The following is a 12,568-nucleotide window of genomic DNA, read 5'->3' as shown; positions in this document are numbered from 1 at the left end:
CGCGTCGTGACTCCTTTGAAGGGGTATCAGCCCGAGATGCCCACCCGATGGCGGCCCCTGCCGGGGCAACGCCACTGATGGCTACCCGGACCCACCCGCATCGTGCTACTTGCCGACCTTGCCGGCCTTGCCGGCCTTGCGGCGCACGCGCTCGCCCAGGTAGCGCACGCCCTTGCCCTTGTAGGGCTCCGGCGGGCGGACCCGGCGAATCCGCGCAGCGATCTCGCCAACCAACTGCTTGTCGATCCCCTGGACACCGATCCGGGTCGGGGACTCGAGCACAAATGTGATCCCCTCCGGCGGGTCGATCCGCACCGGGTGGGAGAAGCCGAGCGACAGCACGAGGGTCTTGCCCTCAAGCTGCGCGCGGTACCCCACGCCGTGGATCTCCAGGTCCTTGCGGTACCCCTCGGTGACGCCGTGCACCATATTTGCCACCAGCGTCCGCGTCAGCCCGTGCAGCGCGCGGAACTGGCGCTCGTCGGACGGCCGGCGCACCAGCAACGTCCCGCTTTCGCGCTCGAAGCGCATGGCGGGGTGAACCCGCTGTTCCAACTCCCCCTTCGGCCCCTTGACGCGCACCACCCCCGAATCGATCTGGACTTCGACGCCCGCCGGGATCGGGATGGGGAGATTGCCTATCCGTGACATCCTGCTTCCTCCGTAGCGCGACAGGCCCGCGCGTCGCTAGAAGACGGTGCAGAGCACCTCGCCGCCGATGCCGCGGCGCCGAGCCTCATGCCCGGACATCACGCCCTGCGGGGTGCTGACGATGGCAATGCCGAGGCCGTTGCGCACCCGCGGAATCTCGTCCTTCCCGGCATAGACGCGCAGCCCGGGCTTGGAGATCCGACGCAGTTCCCGAATCGCGTGCCGGCGATCCCGCGTGTACTTGAGCTTGATCGTCAGCACCGGGTACGGCCGGCGCTCCTCCACCCGGAAGTCCTCGATGTAGCCCTCTTCCTTCAAGATCCGGGCGATCGCCACTAGGATCTTGCTGGACGGCATGGAGGTCTCCGGCTTGCGCGCCATGCCCGCGTTGCGAATTCGCGTGAGCATGTCTGCAATGGAATCGTTGATCGTCATCGTCCGTCGCTACTCCGCTCGCCGTCCATTACCAGCTCGACTTGGTCACGCCGGGCAGCTTGCCGCTCGCCGCCAGCTCCCGGAAGCAGATCCGGCAGACGCCGAACTTCCGCATGTAGGCGCGGGAGCGCCCGCACAGCTTGCACCGGTTGACATGCCGCACCGGGTACTTGGGCGGCTTCATCGCCTTGACGATGAGTGCCTTTCTCGCCATTTCTCCTCCGACTCTCCCTACGACTCGCGGAACGGCATGCCCAGCAGCGCGAGGAGTCGGCGGCCCTCCTCGTCGGTCTTCGCCGTGGTCACGATCGTCACTTCCAGACCACGTACCTTGTCGATCTTATCGTAGTCGATCTCCGGGAAGACCAACTGCTCACGCAGCCCCAGGGTGTAGTTGCCACGGCCGTCGAAGGAGCGCGGCGAAAGCCCTCGGAAGTCCCGGATCCGCGGCAGCGCCGTCCCGATCAGCCGGTCGAGGAACTCGTAGGCCCGGTCGCCGCGCAGGGTGACCATGACTCCGATGGGCATCCCGGCGCGCAGCCGGAAACCGGCGATCGAGCGCTTGGCACGCGTCACGACCGGCCGCTGCCCGGTAATCGTGGCTAGGTCGTCGGCCGCTGCATCCAACGCTCGCCCGTTATGGATCGCCTCGCCCAGGCCGATGTTCAGAACAATCTTCTCAAGGCGGGGCACCTCATGCACATGCCGGTACCCAAACTCCGCCATCAACTTGGGTACGATCTCGTTGCGATAGAGTTCCCGAAGGCGTGCTGCCATCTCGAATCCTCACCTCATCCGGCGACCGGGCTCCCGGCTACCTCGGCCGCGGAATCACCGCGTCGCACTTCTTGCAGTACCGGACCTTCTCGCCCGACTCGGTGAACCGGAACCCCACCCGAGTCGCCTTATCGCAGGACGGGCAAATGAGCATCACCTTCGAGACATGCAACGGGGCCTCGACCTCGATGATGCCCCCAGGCCGGCCCCCGGGGAGGGCACGCTGGTGCTTCTTGACCCGATTCACACCCTCGACGATCACCCGATCGACCCGCGGCATGTTCTGCCGCACACGGCCCCGGGCGCCCTTGTCTCGTCCGCGGATGACCAGCACCTCGTCGCCGGTCACAATCTTCTCGGCCATGACTCCTCCCTCGCTCTCCTGCTCGCCCTAGAGCACTTCCGGCGCAAGGGAGACGATCCGCATGAACTGCCGATCCCGCAGCTCGCGCGCAACCGGGCCGAAGATGCGGGTCCCGCGCGGGTTGCCCTGCTGGTTGATCAGGACCGCTGCGTTGTCGTCGAACTTGATGTGCGTGCCGTCCGGCCGACCATACTCCTGCGCCGTCCGGACCACGACCGCCCGCACGATGTCACCCTTCTTGACGGCCGAGTTTGGCTGCGCCGACTTGACCGTCGCCACGATGACGTCGCCGACCGATGCATACTTCCGACCCGAGCCCCCCAGCACACGGATGCAGAGGATCTCTCGCGCGCCGGAGTTGTCGGCGACCTTGAGCCTGCTCTCCTGTTGGATCATCGCGCCTTTCCTCCTCCTCGCCGCCGAGCCGCGTGCTAGATCTCCTGGGCCCGTTCGAGGATCTCGCGGACGATCCAGCGCTTGGTCTTGCTCAGGGGGCGCGTCTCCTCGATCAGCACCAGATCGCCGACCTTGCAGCGGTTGTGCTCATCGTGCGCCTTGAACTTGCTGGTCCGCCGGATCGTCTTTCGGTACAGCGGGTGGCGGCGAAGGTAGTCCACCGACACCACGACCGTCTTGTCCATCTTGTCCGAGACGACCCGGCCCACCTTCGTCAAGCGGCGCCGTGGCCTCGTCTCGCTCGCTGTCTCACTTGCTTGCATGGTCCGGTCTGCCCGTCCTTCCCCGCCGAACACGGCGCGGCGCTACGACTGCGCCCGCGCTTTCTCCATCTCGGCGGCAATGCGTCGCTCAGTCTGAATGGTCTTGATCCGCGCGATATCCCGCTTGATCTGCCGGATACGCGCAGTGTTCGTCAGCTTGCCGATTGCCTCATCAAAGCGCAGATCGCGCCACTCGGAGCGCAGCTCATCGAGTTTCTGCATCAGCTCCGCGTCGCTCATCGCACGGATTTCGTCCGGCTTCATGCCTGGCCACCTCCGGTTCCGCTCTCAGACCCGGCGGCGACAACCTCTCGGCGCACGACGCGGCACTTCATCGGCATCTTGTGGATGGCGCGGCGCAGCGCCTCGAGCGCGAGCTCCTCGCGCACGCCGCCGAGCTCGAACATGACCCGGCCCGGCTTCACCACGGCCACCCAGTACTCCGGGTTGCCCTTGCCGCTACCCATGCGCGTTTCGGCCGGCTTCTGCGTGACCGGCTTGTCCGGGAAGATCCGAATCCAGACCTTCCCACCGCGGCGCACGTAGTTGGTGATGGCACGCCGGGCCGCCTCGATCTGCCGGCTGGTCACCCAGGCCGGCTCGAGCGCCTGGATCCCGTACTCACCGAACACAACGGTGTTGCCACGCGAGGCCTGGCCGGTCATCCGGCCGCGCTGGACCTTTCGGTGCTTCACCCGCTTCGGCATCAACATGGCTGTGCTTCCTATCTCCGCCGCCGTCCGTCAGCGCGGCCGCTACTCCGCCGTGGCCGCCAGTTCGGGCAGCTCAGCCCCACTGCGCGCCTCCGGCATCACGTCACCCCGATAAACCCACACCTTGACTCCGATGCGCCCATACGTCGTGTGGGCGTGGACGACCGCGAAGTCGATGTCAGCCCGGATGGTGTGCAGCGGCACCCGACCCATCATCTCGGTCACGGTGCGGGCCATTTCGGCACCGCCTAGGCGGCCGCTCAGGCGGATCTTCACGCCCTTGGCGCCCTTGCGCATCGCCTGGGTCGCCGCGTGCTTCATCGCCCGCCGGAACGACACCCGCCGGGAGATCTGCTCCGCAATGCTCTCGGCGATCAGGCGCGCGTCCAGCTCCGGATCCTTGATCTCCTCGATCTTCAGGTGGACCTTCTTACCCACCTGCTGCTCAATGAGCTGGCGGATCCGCTCGACATTCGCGCCCTGCTTGCCGATGACGATACCGGGCTTCGACGTGTGGATCGTCACCTCGATCCGGTTGGCCGCGCGCTCGATCTCGATGCGCGAGATCCCGGCGCGGGTCAGCTCAGCGTTAATGAGCCGCCGGATCGTCAGATCCTCATGCAACTGCTCGGTGTAGTTCCGCTCGGCGTACCACTTCGACTCCCAGTCGTGCACGATGCCGAGGCGGAAGCCGATGGGATGTACCTTCCGTCCCAAGCTAGGCCCCCTTCTCCATCTCGTCGACGATAACCGTAATGTGCGCCGTGCGCTTGAGACGACGGTTCACCCGACCTCGGGCCCGGGCTCGCCACCGGCGATACGTCGGCCCCTCGTCGGCGTAAATCTGCTTGATATAGAGCCGATCGGGGTCCAGATCGTGGTTGTGCTCGGCGTTCGCTGCGGCCGACTTCACCACCTTCGCCACGTATTCGGCGGACTTGTTCGGCACGAACCGCAGGATCGCCAGCGCCTCCGGCACTGACTTGCCGCGGACCATGTCGACCACCAGTCGCGCCTTTCGCGGCGACACCCGGAGCCCCCGTGCTTTGGCCATGACCTCCATGTGCCGTCTCCCCTTTGCCGCCCTCGACGCCTAGCGCCGGCGGGACGAGCGCTCGGCGTCCTTGCCGTGGCCGCGGTAGGTGCGGGTCGGCGCGAACTCCCCGAGCTTGTGGCCCACCATCTGCTCCGTCACGAAGACCGGCACAAAGCGGCGCCCATCGTGGACCGCCACGGTGTGCCCGATCATCTCCGGGAAGATGGTCGAATCCCGCGCCCACGTCCGGATCACCCGGCGGTCGCCACTCGCGTTGGCCTGCTGGATCTTCTCCCGCAGCTTTGGATCGATGTACGGGCCCTTTTTCGACGACCTACCCAATGTGCTCCTCCGTTCCGCCGCGCACGTGGGCTACCGCCCCTTGCCCCGGCGGCGCACAATGAACTTGTCCGTCTTCTTGTTGCGCCGGGTCCGGTACCCGAGCGTCGGCTTACCCCACGGCGTTCGCGGCTGGCCGCCGATCGGCGCCTTGCCCTCACCACCGCCGTGCGGGTGGTCGGCCGCGTTCATGGCCGAACCCCGCGTGATCGGCCGCCGGCCAAGATGCCGCGAGCGACCGGCCTTACCGATCCGCACGTTCTCGTGGTCCACATTGCCGACCTGGCCCAGCGTCGCCATGCAGTTCAGCCGGATCATGCGCACCTCGCCCGAGGGCATTCGCACCTGGGCGTAGCCGTCCTGCTTGGCCATGATCTGCGCCGCCACCCCGGCGGACCGCACCAACTGTCCGCCGCGGCCCGGGTACAGCTCGATATTATGGATCGGCGTGCCGGTCGGGATGTCAGACAGCGGCAGCGCGTTACCCACCCGAATCGGCGAGCCGGACCCCGACTGCACAATGTCGCCGACCTTCAGGCCGAGCGGCGCCAGGATGTACCGCTTCTCCCCGTCAACGTAGTGGAGGAGCGCGATGCGCGCCGACCGGTTCGGGTCGTACTCGATCGCGGCCACCTTGGCCGGGATGCCGAACTTGTTCCGCTTGAAGTCGATGCGCCGGTAGAAGCGCTTGTTGCCGCCGCCACGCCCACGGGCGGTCACCCGCCCCTGGTTGTTACGCCCGGCATGCTTCTTCAGCGGCTCGAGCAGACTCTTCTCGGGCTCCCGCTTGGTGATCTCCTCGAAGGTCGAGACCGTCATATTCCGGCGCCCGGGCGATGTCGGCTTGTATCTGCGTATTCCCATGGCTGTTCTCCTCGCTAGCCTGCCCGCCGCCGTTACAGCTGACCGAACAGGTCGATCGTCTGACCCTCCTTAAGGGTCACGATCGCCTTCTTCCAATTCGGGGTGCGGCCCACGCTAGCCGGCCGGCCGCGCCGGGCGCGCCGCCGCTCCTTACCGCGGACATTGATCACGTTCACGGCGACGACCTCGACGTTGAAGGTCCGCTCGACCGCGTCCTTAATCTGGATCTTGTTCGCGTCGCGCGCCACCTCGAACGTGTACTGCCCCAACTCCATCAGCCGGGTGTTCTTCTCGGTGATCAGCGGGCGACGCAAGACGTCCTGATAATCCATCCCTGCACCCCCTACTGCGCCCAGAGCCGGTGGATGACGTCCACCGCCTCTCGGGTCAGCAGCAGCCGCTCGTACTTCAAGACGTCGCGCATATTGACGTACTGGGCCGGCAACACCCGCACGTGCTCCAGGTTGTTCGCGCCGCGGCGCAGGTTCTCGCGCGGCTCATCAACCAGGATCAACGTCGAGCGAGCGTCGCCCTTGGGCAGGCGCGCCAGCGTCTGGATCATCGCCTTGGTGCGCGGCTCGAGCTCGGTGAGCCCCTCGACCACCACGACCTGATCCGCCTTCATCTTGGCCGACAACACCGACCGGATCGCCAGACGGCGCATCTTGCGGGGCATCCGCTGCGTGTACTTGCGCGGGTGCGGCCCGAAGACGACACCACCACCGCGCCACAACGGCGACCGGATGCTCCCGTGCCGCGCGCGTCCGGTGCCCTTCTGGCGCCACGGCTTGCGGCCGCCGCCACGCACCTCACCCCGCGTCTTGGTATCGTGGGTTCCCAGCCGGGCATTGGCCATCTGGCGCACATACGCCTGGTGCATCACGGGCACGTTCGGCTCGATACCGAACACCGAGTCGGCCAGCTCGATCTGCCCTGTCTCCTGCCCGGTGACATCGTAGACCGGAACTTGCACGGCTTGTCGCTCCTCTTCCTCTACGACGCCGCCGCGGCAGCGCGCTCACGATACTTGACCGCCCGCCGCACGAGCACCAACTGGCCATTCGCACCCGGAACCGAGCCGCGCACGAGCACGACGTTGCGCTCCGGATCAACGCGGACCACCTCGAGATTCTGAACGGTCACCCGCTGATTCCCCATGTGGCCCGCCATGCGCAGCCCCTTGAAGACACGCCCCGGGGTCGCGCTCGCACCGATCGAACCCGGTGCGCGCTTCCGGTCGGACTGGCCGTGCGTGGCCGGCCCACCGCCGAAGCCGTGGCGCTTCATCACGCCGGCGAAGCCGCGGCCCTTGCTCGTCCCCGTGACGTCGACCCGCTCGCCCTCCTTGAAGACGGAGCAGTCGATCACCTGTCCCACGGAGTACTCTTCAATGTTGTCCGCCTTCACTTCCCGGAGATACCGGGGCTGTGCGCCGGACGCTCGCAGGTGGCCACGCTCGGGCTGGTTTAGCCGCTTCTTGTGGCCGAAGCCGAGCTGCACGGCTTCGTAGCCGTCACGCTCGCGCGTCTTGACCTGCGTCACCACGCATGGCCCGACCTCAAGGACGGTGACAGGGATTGCCTGCCCCGCCTCGTTGAAGATCTGGGTCATGCCGAGTTTCTTACCCAAGAGGCCATGGATCATTGGCTCTCTCCCGATCAGGACGCGGCAGAAGACGGTTAACCGCCCGCTGCCGCATACAGAGCATGATTACCCATGCTTACAACTTGATCTCGATATCCACACCCGCCGGCAGATTCAGGCGCATCAGCGCCCGGATCGTCGCGTGGCTCGGCTCGAGCACGTCGATCAGCCGCTTGTGCGTCCGAATCTCGAACTGCTCCTGCGAGTCCTTGTCGATAAACGGCGACCGGATCACGCTGAAGCGCTCGATGCGCGTCGGGAGCGGCACCGGGCCAGAGACCTTGGCGCCGGTCGACTCGGCCGTATCGACGATCTTCGCCGCCGACTGGTCGAGGATCTTATGATCGTACGCCTTGAGGCGTATCCGGATCTTCTGCGTCGGGCGTCGCGTCGCCATCGTCCGTTCCCCCAGATCCCTACTCGATGATCTCGGTGACGACGCCGGCACCCACCGTGCGGCCACCCTCGCGAATGGCAAAGCGCAGCCCCGCCTCGATCGCCACCGGCTGGATCAGCTCCACCCGCATCTGCACGTTGTCCCCCGGCATCACCATCTCTACCCCCTCGGGCAGCTGGATCTCGCCGGTCACATCCGTCGTCCGAATGTAGAACTGCGGCCGATACCCCGGGAAGAACGGCGTGTGCCGCCCCCCCTCCTCCTTGCTCAACACATACACCTCGGCCATAAACTTCGTGTGCGGCGTGATCGACTTCGGCGCCGCCAGCACCTGCCCCCGCTCGACCTCATCCCGGTCGACACCCCGCAGCAGGCAGCCCACATTGTCCCCAGCGACACCCTCATCCAGCGTCTTCTGGAACATCTCCACACCGGTAACCACCACCTGGCGCGTCTCGCGCAGCCCCACGATCTCCACCGTGTCCCCCGGCTTGATCCGCCCACGCTCAATGCGCCCGGTCACCACCGTGCCCCGCCCCTTGATGCCAAACACATCCTCAATCGGCATCAGGAACGGCTGGTCCACCGCCCGCTGCGGCGTCGGAATGTACTCATCCACCGCCTGCATCAGCTCCCAGATCGGCGCATACTCCGGCGCATTCGGATCCTGCGAGCTCGACTCCAACGCCGCCAGCGCCGACCCGCGCACGATCGGCACCTCATCCCCCGGAAAGCCATACTGGCTCAACAGCTCCCGAACCTCGAGCTCCACCAGCTCCAACAGCTCCGGGTCGTCCATCATGTCGACCTTGTTCAGAAACACCACCATCGCCGGCACTTCCACCTGCCGCGCCAGCAAGATGTGCTCCCGCGTCTGGGGCATCGGCCCGTCCGGCGCACTCACCACCAGGATCGCCCCGTCCATCTGCGCCGCCCCGGTGATCATGTTCTTGATGTAGTCGGCATGCCCCGGACAGTCCACGTGCGCGTAGTGCCGCTTCTCGGTCTCATACTCCACGTGCGAAATCGCGATGGTGATCCCCCGCTGCCGCTCCTCCGGCGCGTTGTCGATCTGTTCAAACGGGCGGAAGTTCGCCTTCCCTACCAGCGACAACACCTTCGTGATCGCCGCCGTCGTCGTCGTCTTCCCGTGGTCGACGTGCCCAATCGTCCCAATGTTCACATGCGGCTTCGTCCGCTCAAACTTCTGCTTCGCCACGGCTGCTCTCCTCCAGTCCCTGCGGGCAACCGCCTCCCGGCCGCCCCTTTCGTGCTAGTCGCGCTGGGCCTTCGCCTTCATCTCCGCTGCCAGGCTCTCCGGCACTGGCTCATAGTGATCGAACTCCATGCTGTAGGTCGCCCGACCCTGGGTCATCGACCGAAGGTCCGTGGCGTAGCCGAACATGGACGCAAGGGGAACGTAGGCGCGAATCACCTGAGCGCCGGCTCGCATCTCCATGCCCTCGATCCGACCGCGACGGGCATTCAGGTCGCCCATCACGTCGCCCATGAACTCCTCGGGGGTCGTGACCTCGACCTTCATGTACGGCTCGAGGACGACCGAACCCGCACGCCGCACGCCCTCCTTGAGCGCCATCGAGGCGGCAATCTTGAACGCCATCTCCGACGAGTCGACCTCGTGGTACGACCCGTCGACCAGCACCGCCTTGATGTCGACGATCGGGTGTCCGGCCTCGCCGCCCGACTCCATCGCCTCCCGGATACCAGCCTCGACCGCCGGGATGTACTCCTTCGGGACCACGCCGCCGACGATGCGGTCCTCAAAGACGAAGCCCTCACCACGCGGGAGCGGCTCGAGCTCCAGCCAGACGTGCCCATACTGACCGCGACCGCCCGTCTGCCGCACGAAGCGACCCTCGACCCGCACCGGCTTGGCGATGGTCTCCTTGTAGGCCACCTGCGGCTTCCCGATGTTCGCGCTGACACGGAACTCACGCAGCATCCGGTCGATGATCACCTCGAGGTGCAGCTCGCCCATACCCCGGATGATCGTCTGCCCGCTGTCAGGGTCGGTGTAGACCTGGAAGGTCGGATCCTCTTCGGCAAGGCGCGCCAGCGCGATCCCCATCTTGTCCTGGTCGGCGCGCGTCTTCGGCTCGACCGCCACGGCGATCACCGGCTCTGGGAACTGGATCGCCTCCAGCAGGATGGGGTGTGCCGGATCGCACAGCGTATCGCCAGTGAAGGTCTCCTTCAGGCCGATGACGGCGCAGATATCGCCAGCCGAGATCTCCGGCACTTCCTCTCGGTGGTTGGCGTGCATCCGGAGGAGACGCCCGACGCGCTCGCGGGTCCCCTTGGTGGAGTTGTAGACGTAGGTGCCCGCCTGAAGCTGACCGGAATAGACACGGACATAGGCCAGACGGCCGACGTGCGGGTCCGCCACGATCTTGAACGCGAGCGCCGCCAGCGGCTGATCCTCGCCCACCGTGCGCTCTTCCTCCTCGCCCGTCTTCGGGTTGGTGCCCCGCACCGGCGGGATGTCCGCCGGGGACGGGAGGTAGTCGACGATAGCGTCCAGCATGCGCTGCACGCCCTTGTTCTTGAGCGCGGAGCCACACAGCACCGGGACCAGTTCGCCGGAAATAGTGGCCGCGCGCAGCGCAGCGCGCAGCTCCTCGACGCTGAGCTCCTCACCCTCGAGGTAGCGCAGCGTGAGTTCCTCGTTGGTCTCGGCGATCTGCTCGATAAGCTCCTGCCGGGCCCGCTCGACTTCCTCCTGCATATCAGCCGGGACATCCACCACGTCGATCTGCTGGCCCAGGTCATCCCGGTAGATGTACGCCTGGAGGGTGAGCAGGTCGATGAGGCCGACAAAGTCCGCCTCACTGCCGATCGGCAACTGGACCACCGCCGGCTTCGCCTTGAGGCGGTCCTTGATCATCTCGACCGTCCGGGGGAAGTTCGCGCCCGTTCGGTCCATCTTGTTGACGAAGCAGATGCGCGGGACGTGGTACTTATCGGCCTGCCGCCACACCGTCTCCGACTGCGGCTCGACGCCCGCGACTGCGTCGAACACGACAACGCCGCCGTCGAGCACGCGCAGCGAGCGCTCCACCTCGACGGTGAAGTCCACGTGGCCGGGTGTGTCGATGATATTGATGCGGTGGTCCCGCCAGAAGCAGGTGGTCGCCGCCGAGGTAATGGTGATCCCCCGCTCGCGCTCCTGCTCCATCCAGTCCATGGTGGCGGAGCCCTCATGGGTCTCACCGGGCCGGTGTACGCGCCCGGTGTAGAAGAGGATGCGCTCGGTGGTGGTCGTCTTACCCGCGTCGATGTGCGCGATGATGCCGATGTTGCGGGTCCTCGCCAGCTCCAGGCGCTGCTGCTGAGCTGTCTGCGTTACAGTGGTACTCATAATCTACAGTGTCGTCTCTCTGTCCGCCCCGGCGTCCGGCGCCGAAACGAGGCTGTTACCAACGATAGTGCGAGAACGCTCGGTTCGCCTCCGCCATGCGGTGAGTATCGTCCCTCCGCTTGATGGTGGCACCGGTGTTGTTCGCCGCGTCCATCAACTCGGCGGCCAACTTCTCGGCCATCGAGCGCCCCGTGCGAGCACGTGCCGACTGCAGCAGCCAGCGGATCGCCAGCGATAGCCGCCGGGCAGGCTCAATCTGGATCGGGACCTGGTAGGTCGCGCCACCCACGCGCCGCGGCTTGACCTCGAGCACGGGGGTCGCATTGCGGATTGCCTGCTGGAACACCTCGACGGGATCACGCCCCGTGCGCTGCTGGATGATGTCCAGCGCGTCGTAGACGATGCGCTCGGCCGTGCCCTTCTTGCCGCGCTGCATCACCTTATTGATGAAGCGCTGCACCAGCTCGCTACCGTAGCGCGGATCAGGGGGGATCTCCCGTCGAACGACCTTGGCCCGTCTCGGCATCTGTCTGTCGCCTCCCGCGTACCCGTTGTGGCGCGCGCGCCACTCATCCATCGCCCGGACTCGCCAAACGGCGGCCCGTGGAGCACTCACCACCCCGGCACCACACGTGGCGCCAGAGGCTTTTCGGCTGCTGATCACACGAAAAAGCGGTCAGCACGCGTTACACGTCGTGAGGCCGCTTTCGTACCGAACGATCTAACCGAAGACCTCGGCAGCGTCGGATTCACCGCGCCGGAGCGCAGCTCCGCCGCTGCCTAGGACTTCTGCCTTTTGGCTCCGTACTTCGACCGCCCCTGCTTGCGGTTTTCGACACCGCGGGCATCCAGGGCACCGCGAATGATGTGGTACCGCACCCCGGGCAGGTCCTTCACACGACCACCCCGGATCAGCACCGTCGAGTGCTCCTGGAGGTTGTGCCCCTCGCCCGGAATGTACGCCGTCACTTCCATACCGTTGCTGAGGCGCACACGGGCGATCTTGCGGAGCGCCGAGTTGGGCTTCTTCGGAGTCATGGTGCGGACCTGGGTGCACACCCCACGCTTCTGGGGCGACCCCTTACCGCGCCGCAGACGACCGGCATACCGACCCAGCGCGTTGTTGGTGTAGCGCAGCGCCGGCGCCTTGGTCTTCTTGATGACCCGCTTCCGCCCTTTTCGGACCAACTGGTTGATCGTCGGCACGTCCGTTACCCCTTCTCAAGACAGCCGTTCTCATCGTGTCGCCG

The 12,568-nt window shown here is 66.2% G+C and carries 21 protein-coding genes; all 21 read right to left on the bottom strand.

What is annotated here, in order from left to right; genetic code table 11:
- Positions 1–105: 105 nt before the first annotated feature.
- The gene (rplF, locus tag STHE_RS05265) at positions 106–651 is read right to left on the bottom strand and encodes a 50S ribosomal protein L6 (protein WP_012871534.1); all 546 of its coding nucleotides are present in this window, start codon (positions 649–651) and stop codon (positions 106–108) included.
- 36 nt (positions 652–687) lie between these two features.
- The gene (rpsH, locus tag STHE_RS05260; RefSeq protein WP_012871533.1) at positions 688–1,086 is read right to left on the bottom strand and encodes a 30S ribosomal protein S8; all 399 of its coding nucleotides are present in this window, start codon (positions 1,084–1,086) and stop codon (positions 688–690) included.
- Positions 1,087–1,114: 28 nt separating this feature from the next.
- Positions 1,115–1,300 carry a type Z 30S ribosomal protein S14 gene (locus tag STHE_RS05255; protein ID WP_012871532.1) on the bottom strand — a complete coding sequence of 62 codons (186 nt, stop codon included), beginning with the start codon at positions 1,298–1,300 and terminating at the stop codon, positions 1,115–1,117.
- A gap of 17 nt (positions 1,301–1,317) precedes the next feature.
- Positions 1,318–1,863 carry a 50S ribosomal protein L5 gene (rplE, locus tag STHE_RS05250; protein ID WP_012871531.1) on the bottom strand — a complete coding sequence of 182 codons (546 nt, stop codon included), beginning with the start codon at positions 1,861–1,863 and terminating at the stop codon, positions 1,318–1,320.
- 37 nt (positions 1,864–1,900) lie between these two features.
- Positions 1,901–2,227 (bottom strand): 50S ribosomal protein L24, encoded by a 327-nt coding sequence (rplX, locus tag STHE_RS05245; protein ID WP_012871530.1) that lies wholly within the window; start codon positions 2,225–2,227, stop codon positions 1,901–1,903.
- A gap of 27 nt (positions 2,228–2,254) precedes the next feature.
- On the bottom strand, positions 2,255–2,623 hold the full coding sequence (rplN, locus tag STHE_RS05240; protein WP_012871529.1) for a 50S ribosomal protein L14: 369 nt from the start codon (positions 2,621–2,623) through the stop codon (positions 2,255–2,257).
- Positions 2,624–2,658: 35 nt separating this feature from the next.
- Positions 2,659–2,946 carry a 30S ribosomal protein S17 gene (gene rpsQ, locus STHE_RS05235; RefSeq protein ID WP_012871528.1) on the bottom strand — a complete coding sequence of 96 codons (288 nt, stop codon included), beginning with the start codon at positions 2,944–2,946 and terminating at the stop codon, positions 2,659–2,661.
- A gap of 42 nt (positions 2,947–2,988) precedes the next feature.
- Positions 2,989–3,210: a 50S ribosomal protein L29 gene (rpmC, locus tag STHE_RS05230; protein WP_012871527.1), complete on the bottom strand. Its 222-nt coding sequence runs from the start codon at positions 3,208–3,210 to the stop codon at positions 2,989–2,991.
- Complete coding sequence (gene rplP, locus STHE_RS05225; protein WP_012871526.1) at positions 3,207–3,659, bottom strand: 50S ribosomal protein L16; 453 nt, start codon at positions 3,657–3,659, stop codon at positions 3,207–3,209. Before rplP ends, rpmC begins: the two co-directional genes overlap by 4 nt.
- 42 nt (positions 3,660–3,701) lie before the next feature.
- A complete protein-coding gene (gene rpsC, locus STHE_RS05220; protein WP_012871525.1) occupies positions 3,702–4,376 on the bottom strand; it encodes a 30S ribosomal protein S3 in 675 nt (224 codons plus the stop codon).
- A 1-nt stretch (position 4,377) separates the two neighbouring features.
- Positions 4,378–4,722, bottom strand: a complete 345-nt coding sequence (gene rplV / locus STHE_RS05215) for a 50S ribosomal protein L22 (RefSeq protein ID WP_012871524.1) — start codon at positions 4,720–4,722, stop codon at positions 4,378–4,380.
- A 30-nt stretch (positions 4,723–4,752) separates the two neighbouring features.
- Entirely contained in the window at positions 4,753–5,037 is a 285-nt protein-coding gene (gene rpsS, locus STHE_RS05210) for a 30S ribosomal protein S19 (RefSeq protein WP_012871523.1), read from the bottom strand.
- Positions 5,038–5,067: 30 nt separating this feature from the next.
- Positions 5,068–5,898: a 50S ribosomal protein L2 gene (gene rplB, locus STHE_RS05205; RefSeq protein ID WP_012871522.1), complete on the bottom strand. Its 831-nt coding sequence runs from the start codon at positions 5,896–5,898 to the stop codon at positions 5,068–5,070.
- Between the two features lie 32 nt (positions 5,899–5,930).
- Positions 5,931–6,230: a 50S ribosomal protein L23 gene (locus STHE_RS05200; RefSeq protein ID WP_012871521.1), complete on the bottom strand. Its 300-nt coding sequence runs from the start codon at positions 6,228–6,230 to the stop codon at positions 5,931–5,933.
- Positions 6,231–6,241: 11 nt separating this feature from the next.
- The gene (gene rplD, locus STHE_RS05195) at positions 6,242–6,871 is read right to left on the bottom strand and encodes a 50S ribosomal protein L4 (RefSeq protein ID WP_012871520.1); all 630 of its coding nucleotides are present in this window, start codon (positions 6,869–6,871) and stop codon (positions 6,242–6,244) included.
- Between the two features lie 20 nt (positions 6,872–6,891).
- Positions 6,892–7,542, bottom strand: coding sequence for a 50S ribosomal protein L3 (gene rplC, locus STHE_RS05190; protein WP_012871519.1), 651 nt, complete (start codon positions 7,540–7,542; stop codon positions 6,892–6,894).
- Positions 7,543–7,618: 76 nt separating this feature from the next.
- A complete protein-coding gene (gene rpsJ, locus STHE_RS05185) occupies positions 7,619–7,939 on the bottom strand; it encodes a 30S ribosomal protein S10 (RefSeq protein ID WP_012871518.1) in 321 nt (106 codons plus the stop codon).
- Positions 7,940–7,958: 19 nt separating this feature from the next.
- Entirely contained in the window at positions 7,959–9,158 is a 1,200-nt protein-coding gene (tuf, locus tag STHE_RS05180) for an elongation factor Tu (protein WP_012871517.1), read from the bottom strand.
- Between the two features lie 54 nt (positions 9,159–9,212).
- Positions 9,213–11,318 (bottom strand): elongation factor G, encoded by a 2,106-nt coding sequence (gene fusA / locus STHE_RS05175; protein WP_012871516.1) that lies wholly within the window; start codon positions 11,316–11,318, stop codon positions 9,213–9,215.
- A gap of 55 nt (positions 11,319–11,373) precedes the next feature.
- Positions 11,374–11,844: a 30S ribosomal protein S7 gene (gene rpsG, locus STHE_RS05170; protein WP_012871515.1), complete on the bottom strand. Its 471-nt coding sequence runs from the start codon at positions 11,842–11,844 to the stop codon at positions 11,374–11,376.
- Between the two features lie 254 nt (positions 11,845–12,098).
- Positions 12,099–12,524 carry a 30S ribosomal protein S12 gene (rpsL, locus tag STHE_RS05165; RefSeq protein WP_012871514.1) on the bottom strand — a complete coding sequence of 142 codons (426 nt, stop codon included), beginning with the start codon at positions 12,522–12,524 and terminating at the stop codon, positions 12,099–12,101.
- Between the last annotated feature and the right edge of the window lie 44 nt (positions 12,525–12,568).

It is taken from the genome of Sphaerobacter thermophilus DSM 20745 (assembly GCF_000024985.1).
Lineage (GTDB): Bacteria > Chloroflexota > Chloroflexia > Thermomicrobiales > Thermomicrobiaceae > Sphaerobacter > Sphaerobacter thermophilus.
The sequence above is the reverse complement of the archived record's forward strand: the minus strand, read 5'-3'. Positions and strand labels throughout refer to the sequence as shown.

Excerpts from the sequence above, each read along its gene's own strand:
- rplF (WP_012871534.1), bottom strand. The coding sequence starts at position 651 with ATGTCACGGATAGGCAATCTCCCCATCCCGATCCCGGCGGGCGTCGAA.
- rpsH (WP_012871533.1), bottom strand. The coding sequence starts at position 1,086 with ATGACGATCAACGATTCCATTGCAGACATGCTCACGCGAATTCGCAAC.
- STHE_RS05255 (WP_012871532.1), bottom strand. The coding sequence starts at position 1,300 with ATGGCGAGAAAGGCACTCATCGTCAAGGCGATGAAGCCGCCCAAGTAC.
- rplE (WP_012871531.1), bottom strand. The coding sequence starts at position 1,863 with ATGGCAGCACGCCTTCGGGAACTCTATCGCAACGAGATCGTACCCAAG.
- rplX (WP_012871530.1), bottom strand. The coding sequence starts at position 2,227 with ATGGCCGAGAAGATTGTGACCGGCGACGAGGTGCTGGTCATCCGCGGA.
- rplN (WP_012871529.1), bottom strand. The coding sequence starts at position 2,623 with ATGATCCAACAGGAGAGCAGGCTCAAGGTCGCCGACAACTCCGGCGCG.
- rpsQ (WP_012871528.1), bottom strand. The coding sequence starts at position 2,946 with ATGCAAGCAAGTGAGACAGCGAGCGAGACGAGGCCACGGCGCCGCTTG.
- rpmC (WP_012871527.1), bottom strand. The coding sequence starts at position 3,210 with ATGAAGCCGGACGAAATCCGTGCGATGAGCGACGCGGAGCTGATGCAG.
- rplP (WP_012871526.1), bottom strand. The coding sequence starts at position 3,659 with ATGTTGATGCCGAAGCGGGTGAAGCACCGAAAGGTCCAGCGCGGCCGG.
- rplV (WP_012871524.1), bottom strand. The coding sequence starts at position 4,722 with ATGGAGGTCATGGCCAAAGCACGGGGGCTCCGGGTGTCGCCGCGAAAG.
- rplB (WP_012871522.1), bottom strand. The coding sequence starts at position 5,898 with ATGGGAATACGCAGATACAAGCCGACATCGCCCGGGCGCCGGAATATG.
- STHE_RS05200 (WP_012871521.1), bottom strand. The coding sequence starts at position 6,230 with ATGGATTATCAGGACGTCTTGCGTCGCCCGCTGATCACCGAGAAGAAC.
- rplC (WP_012871519.1), bottom strand. The coding sequence starts at position 7,542 with ATGATCCATGGCCTCTTGGGTAAGAAACTCGGCATGACCCAGATCTTC.
- rpsJ (WP_012871518.1), bottom strand. The coding sequence starts at position 7,939 with ATGGCGACGCGACGCCCGACGCAGAAGATCCGGATACGCCTCAAGGCG.
- fusA (WP_012871516.1), bottom strand. The coding sequence starts at position 11,318 with ATGAGTACCACTGTAACGCAGACAGCTCAGCAGCAGCGCCTGGAGCTG.
- rpsG (WP_012871515.1), bottom strand. The coding sequence starts at position 11,844 with ATGCCGAGACGGGCCAAGGTCGTTCGACGGGAGATCCCCCCTGATCCG.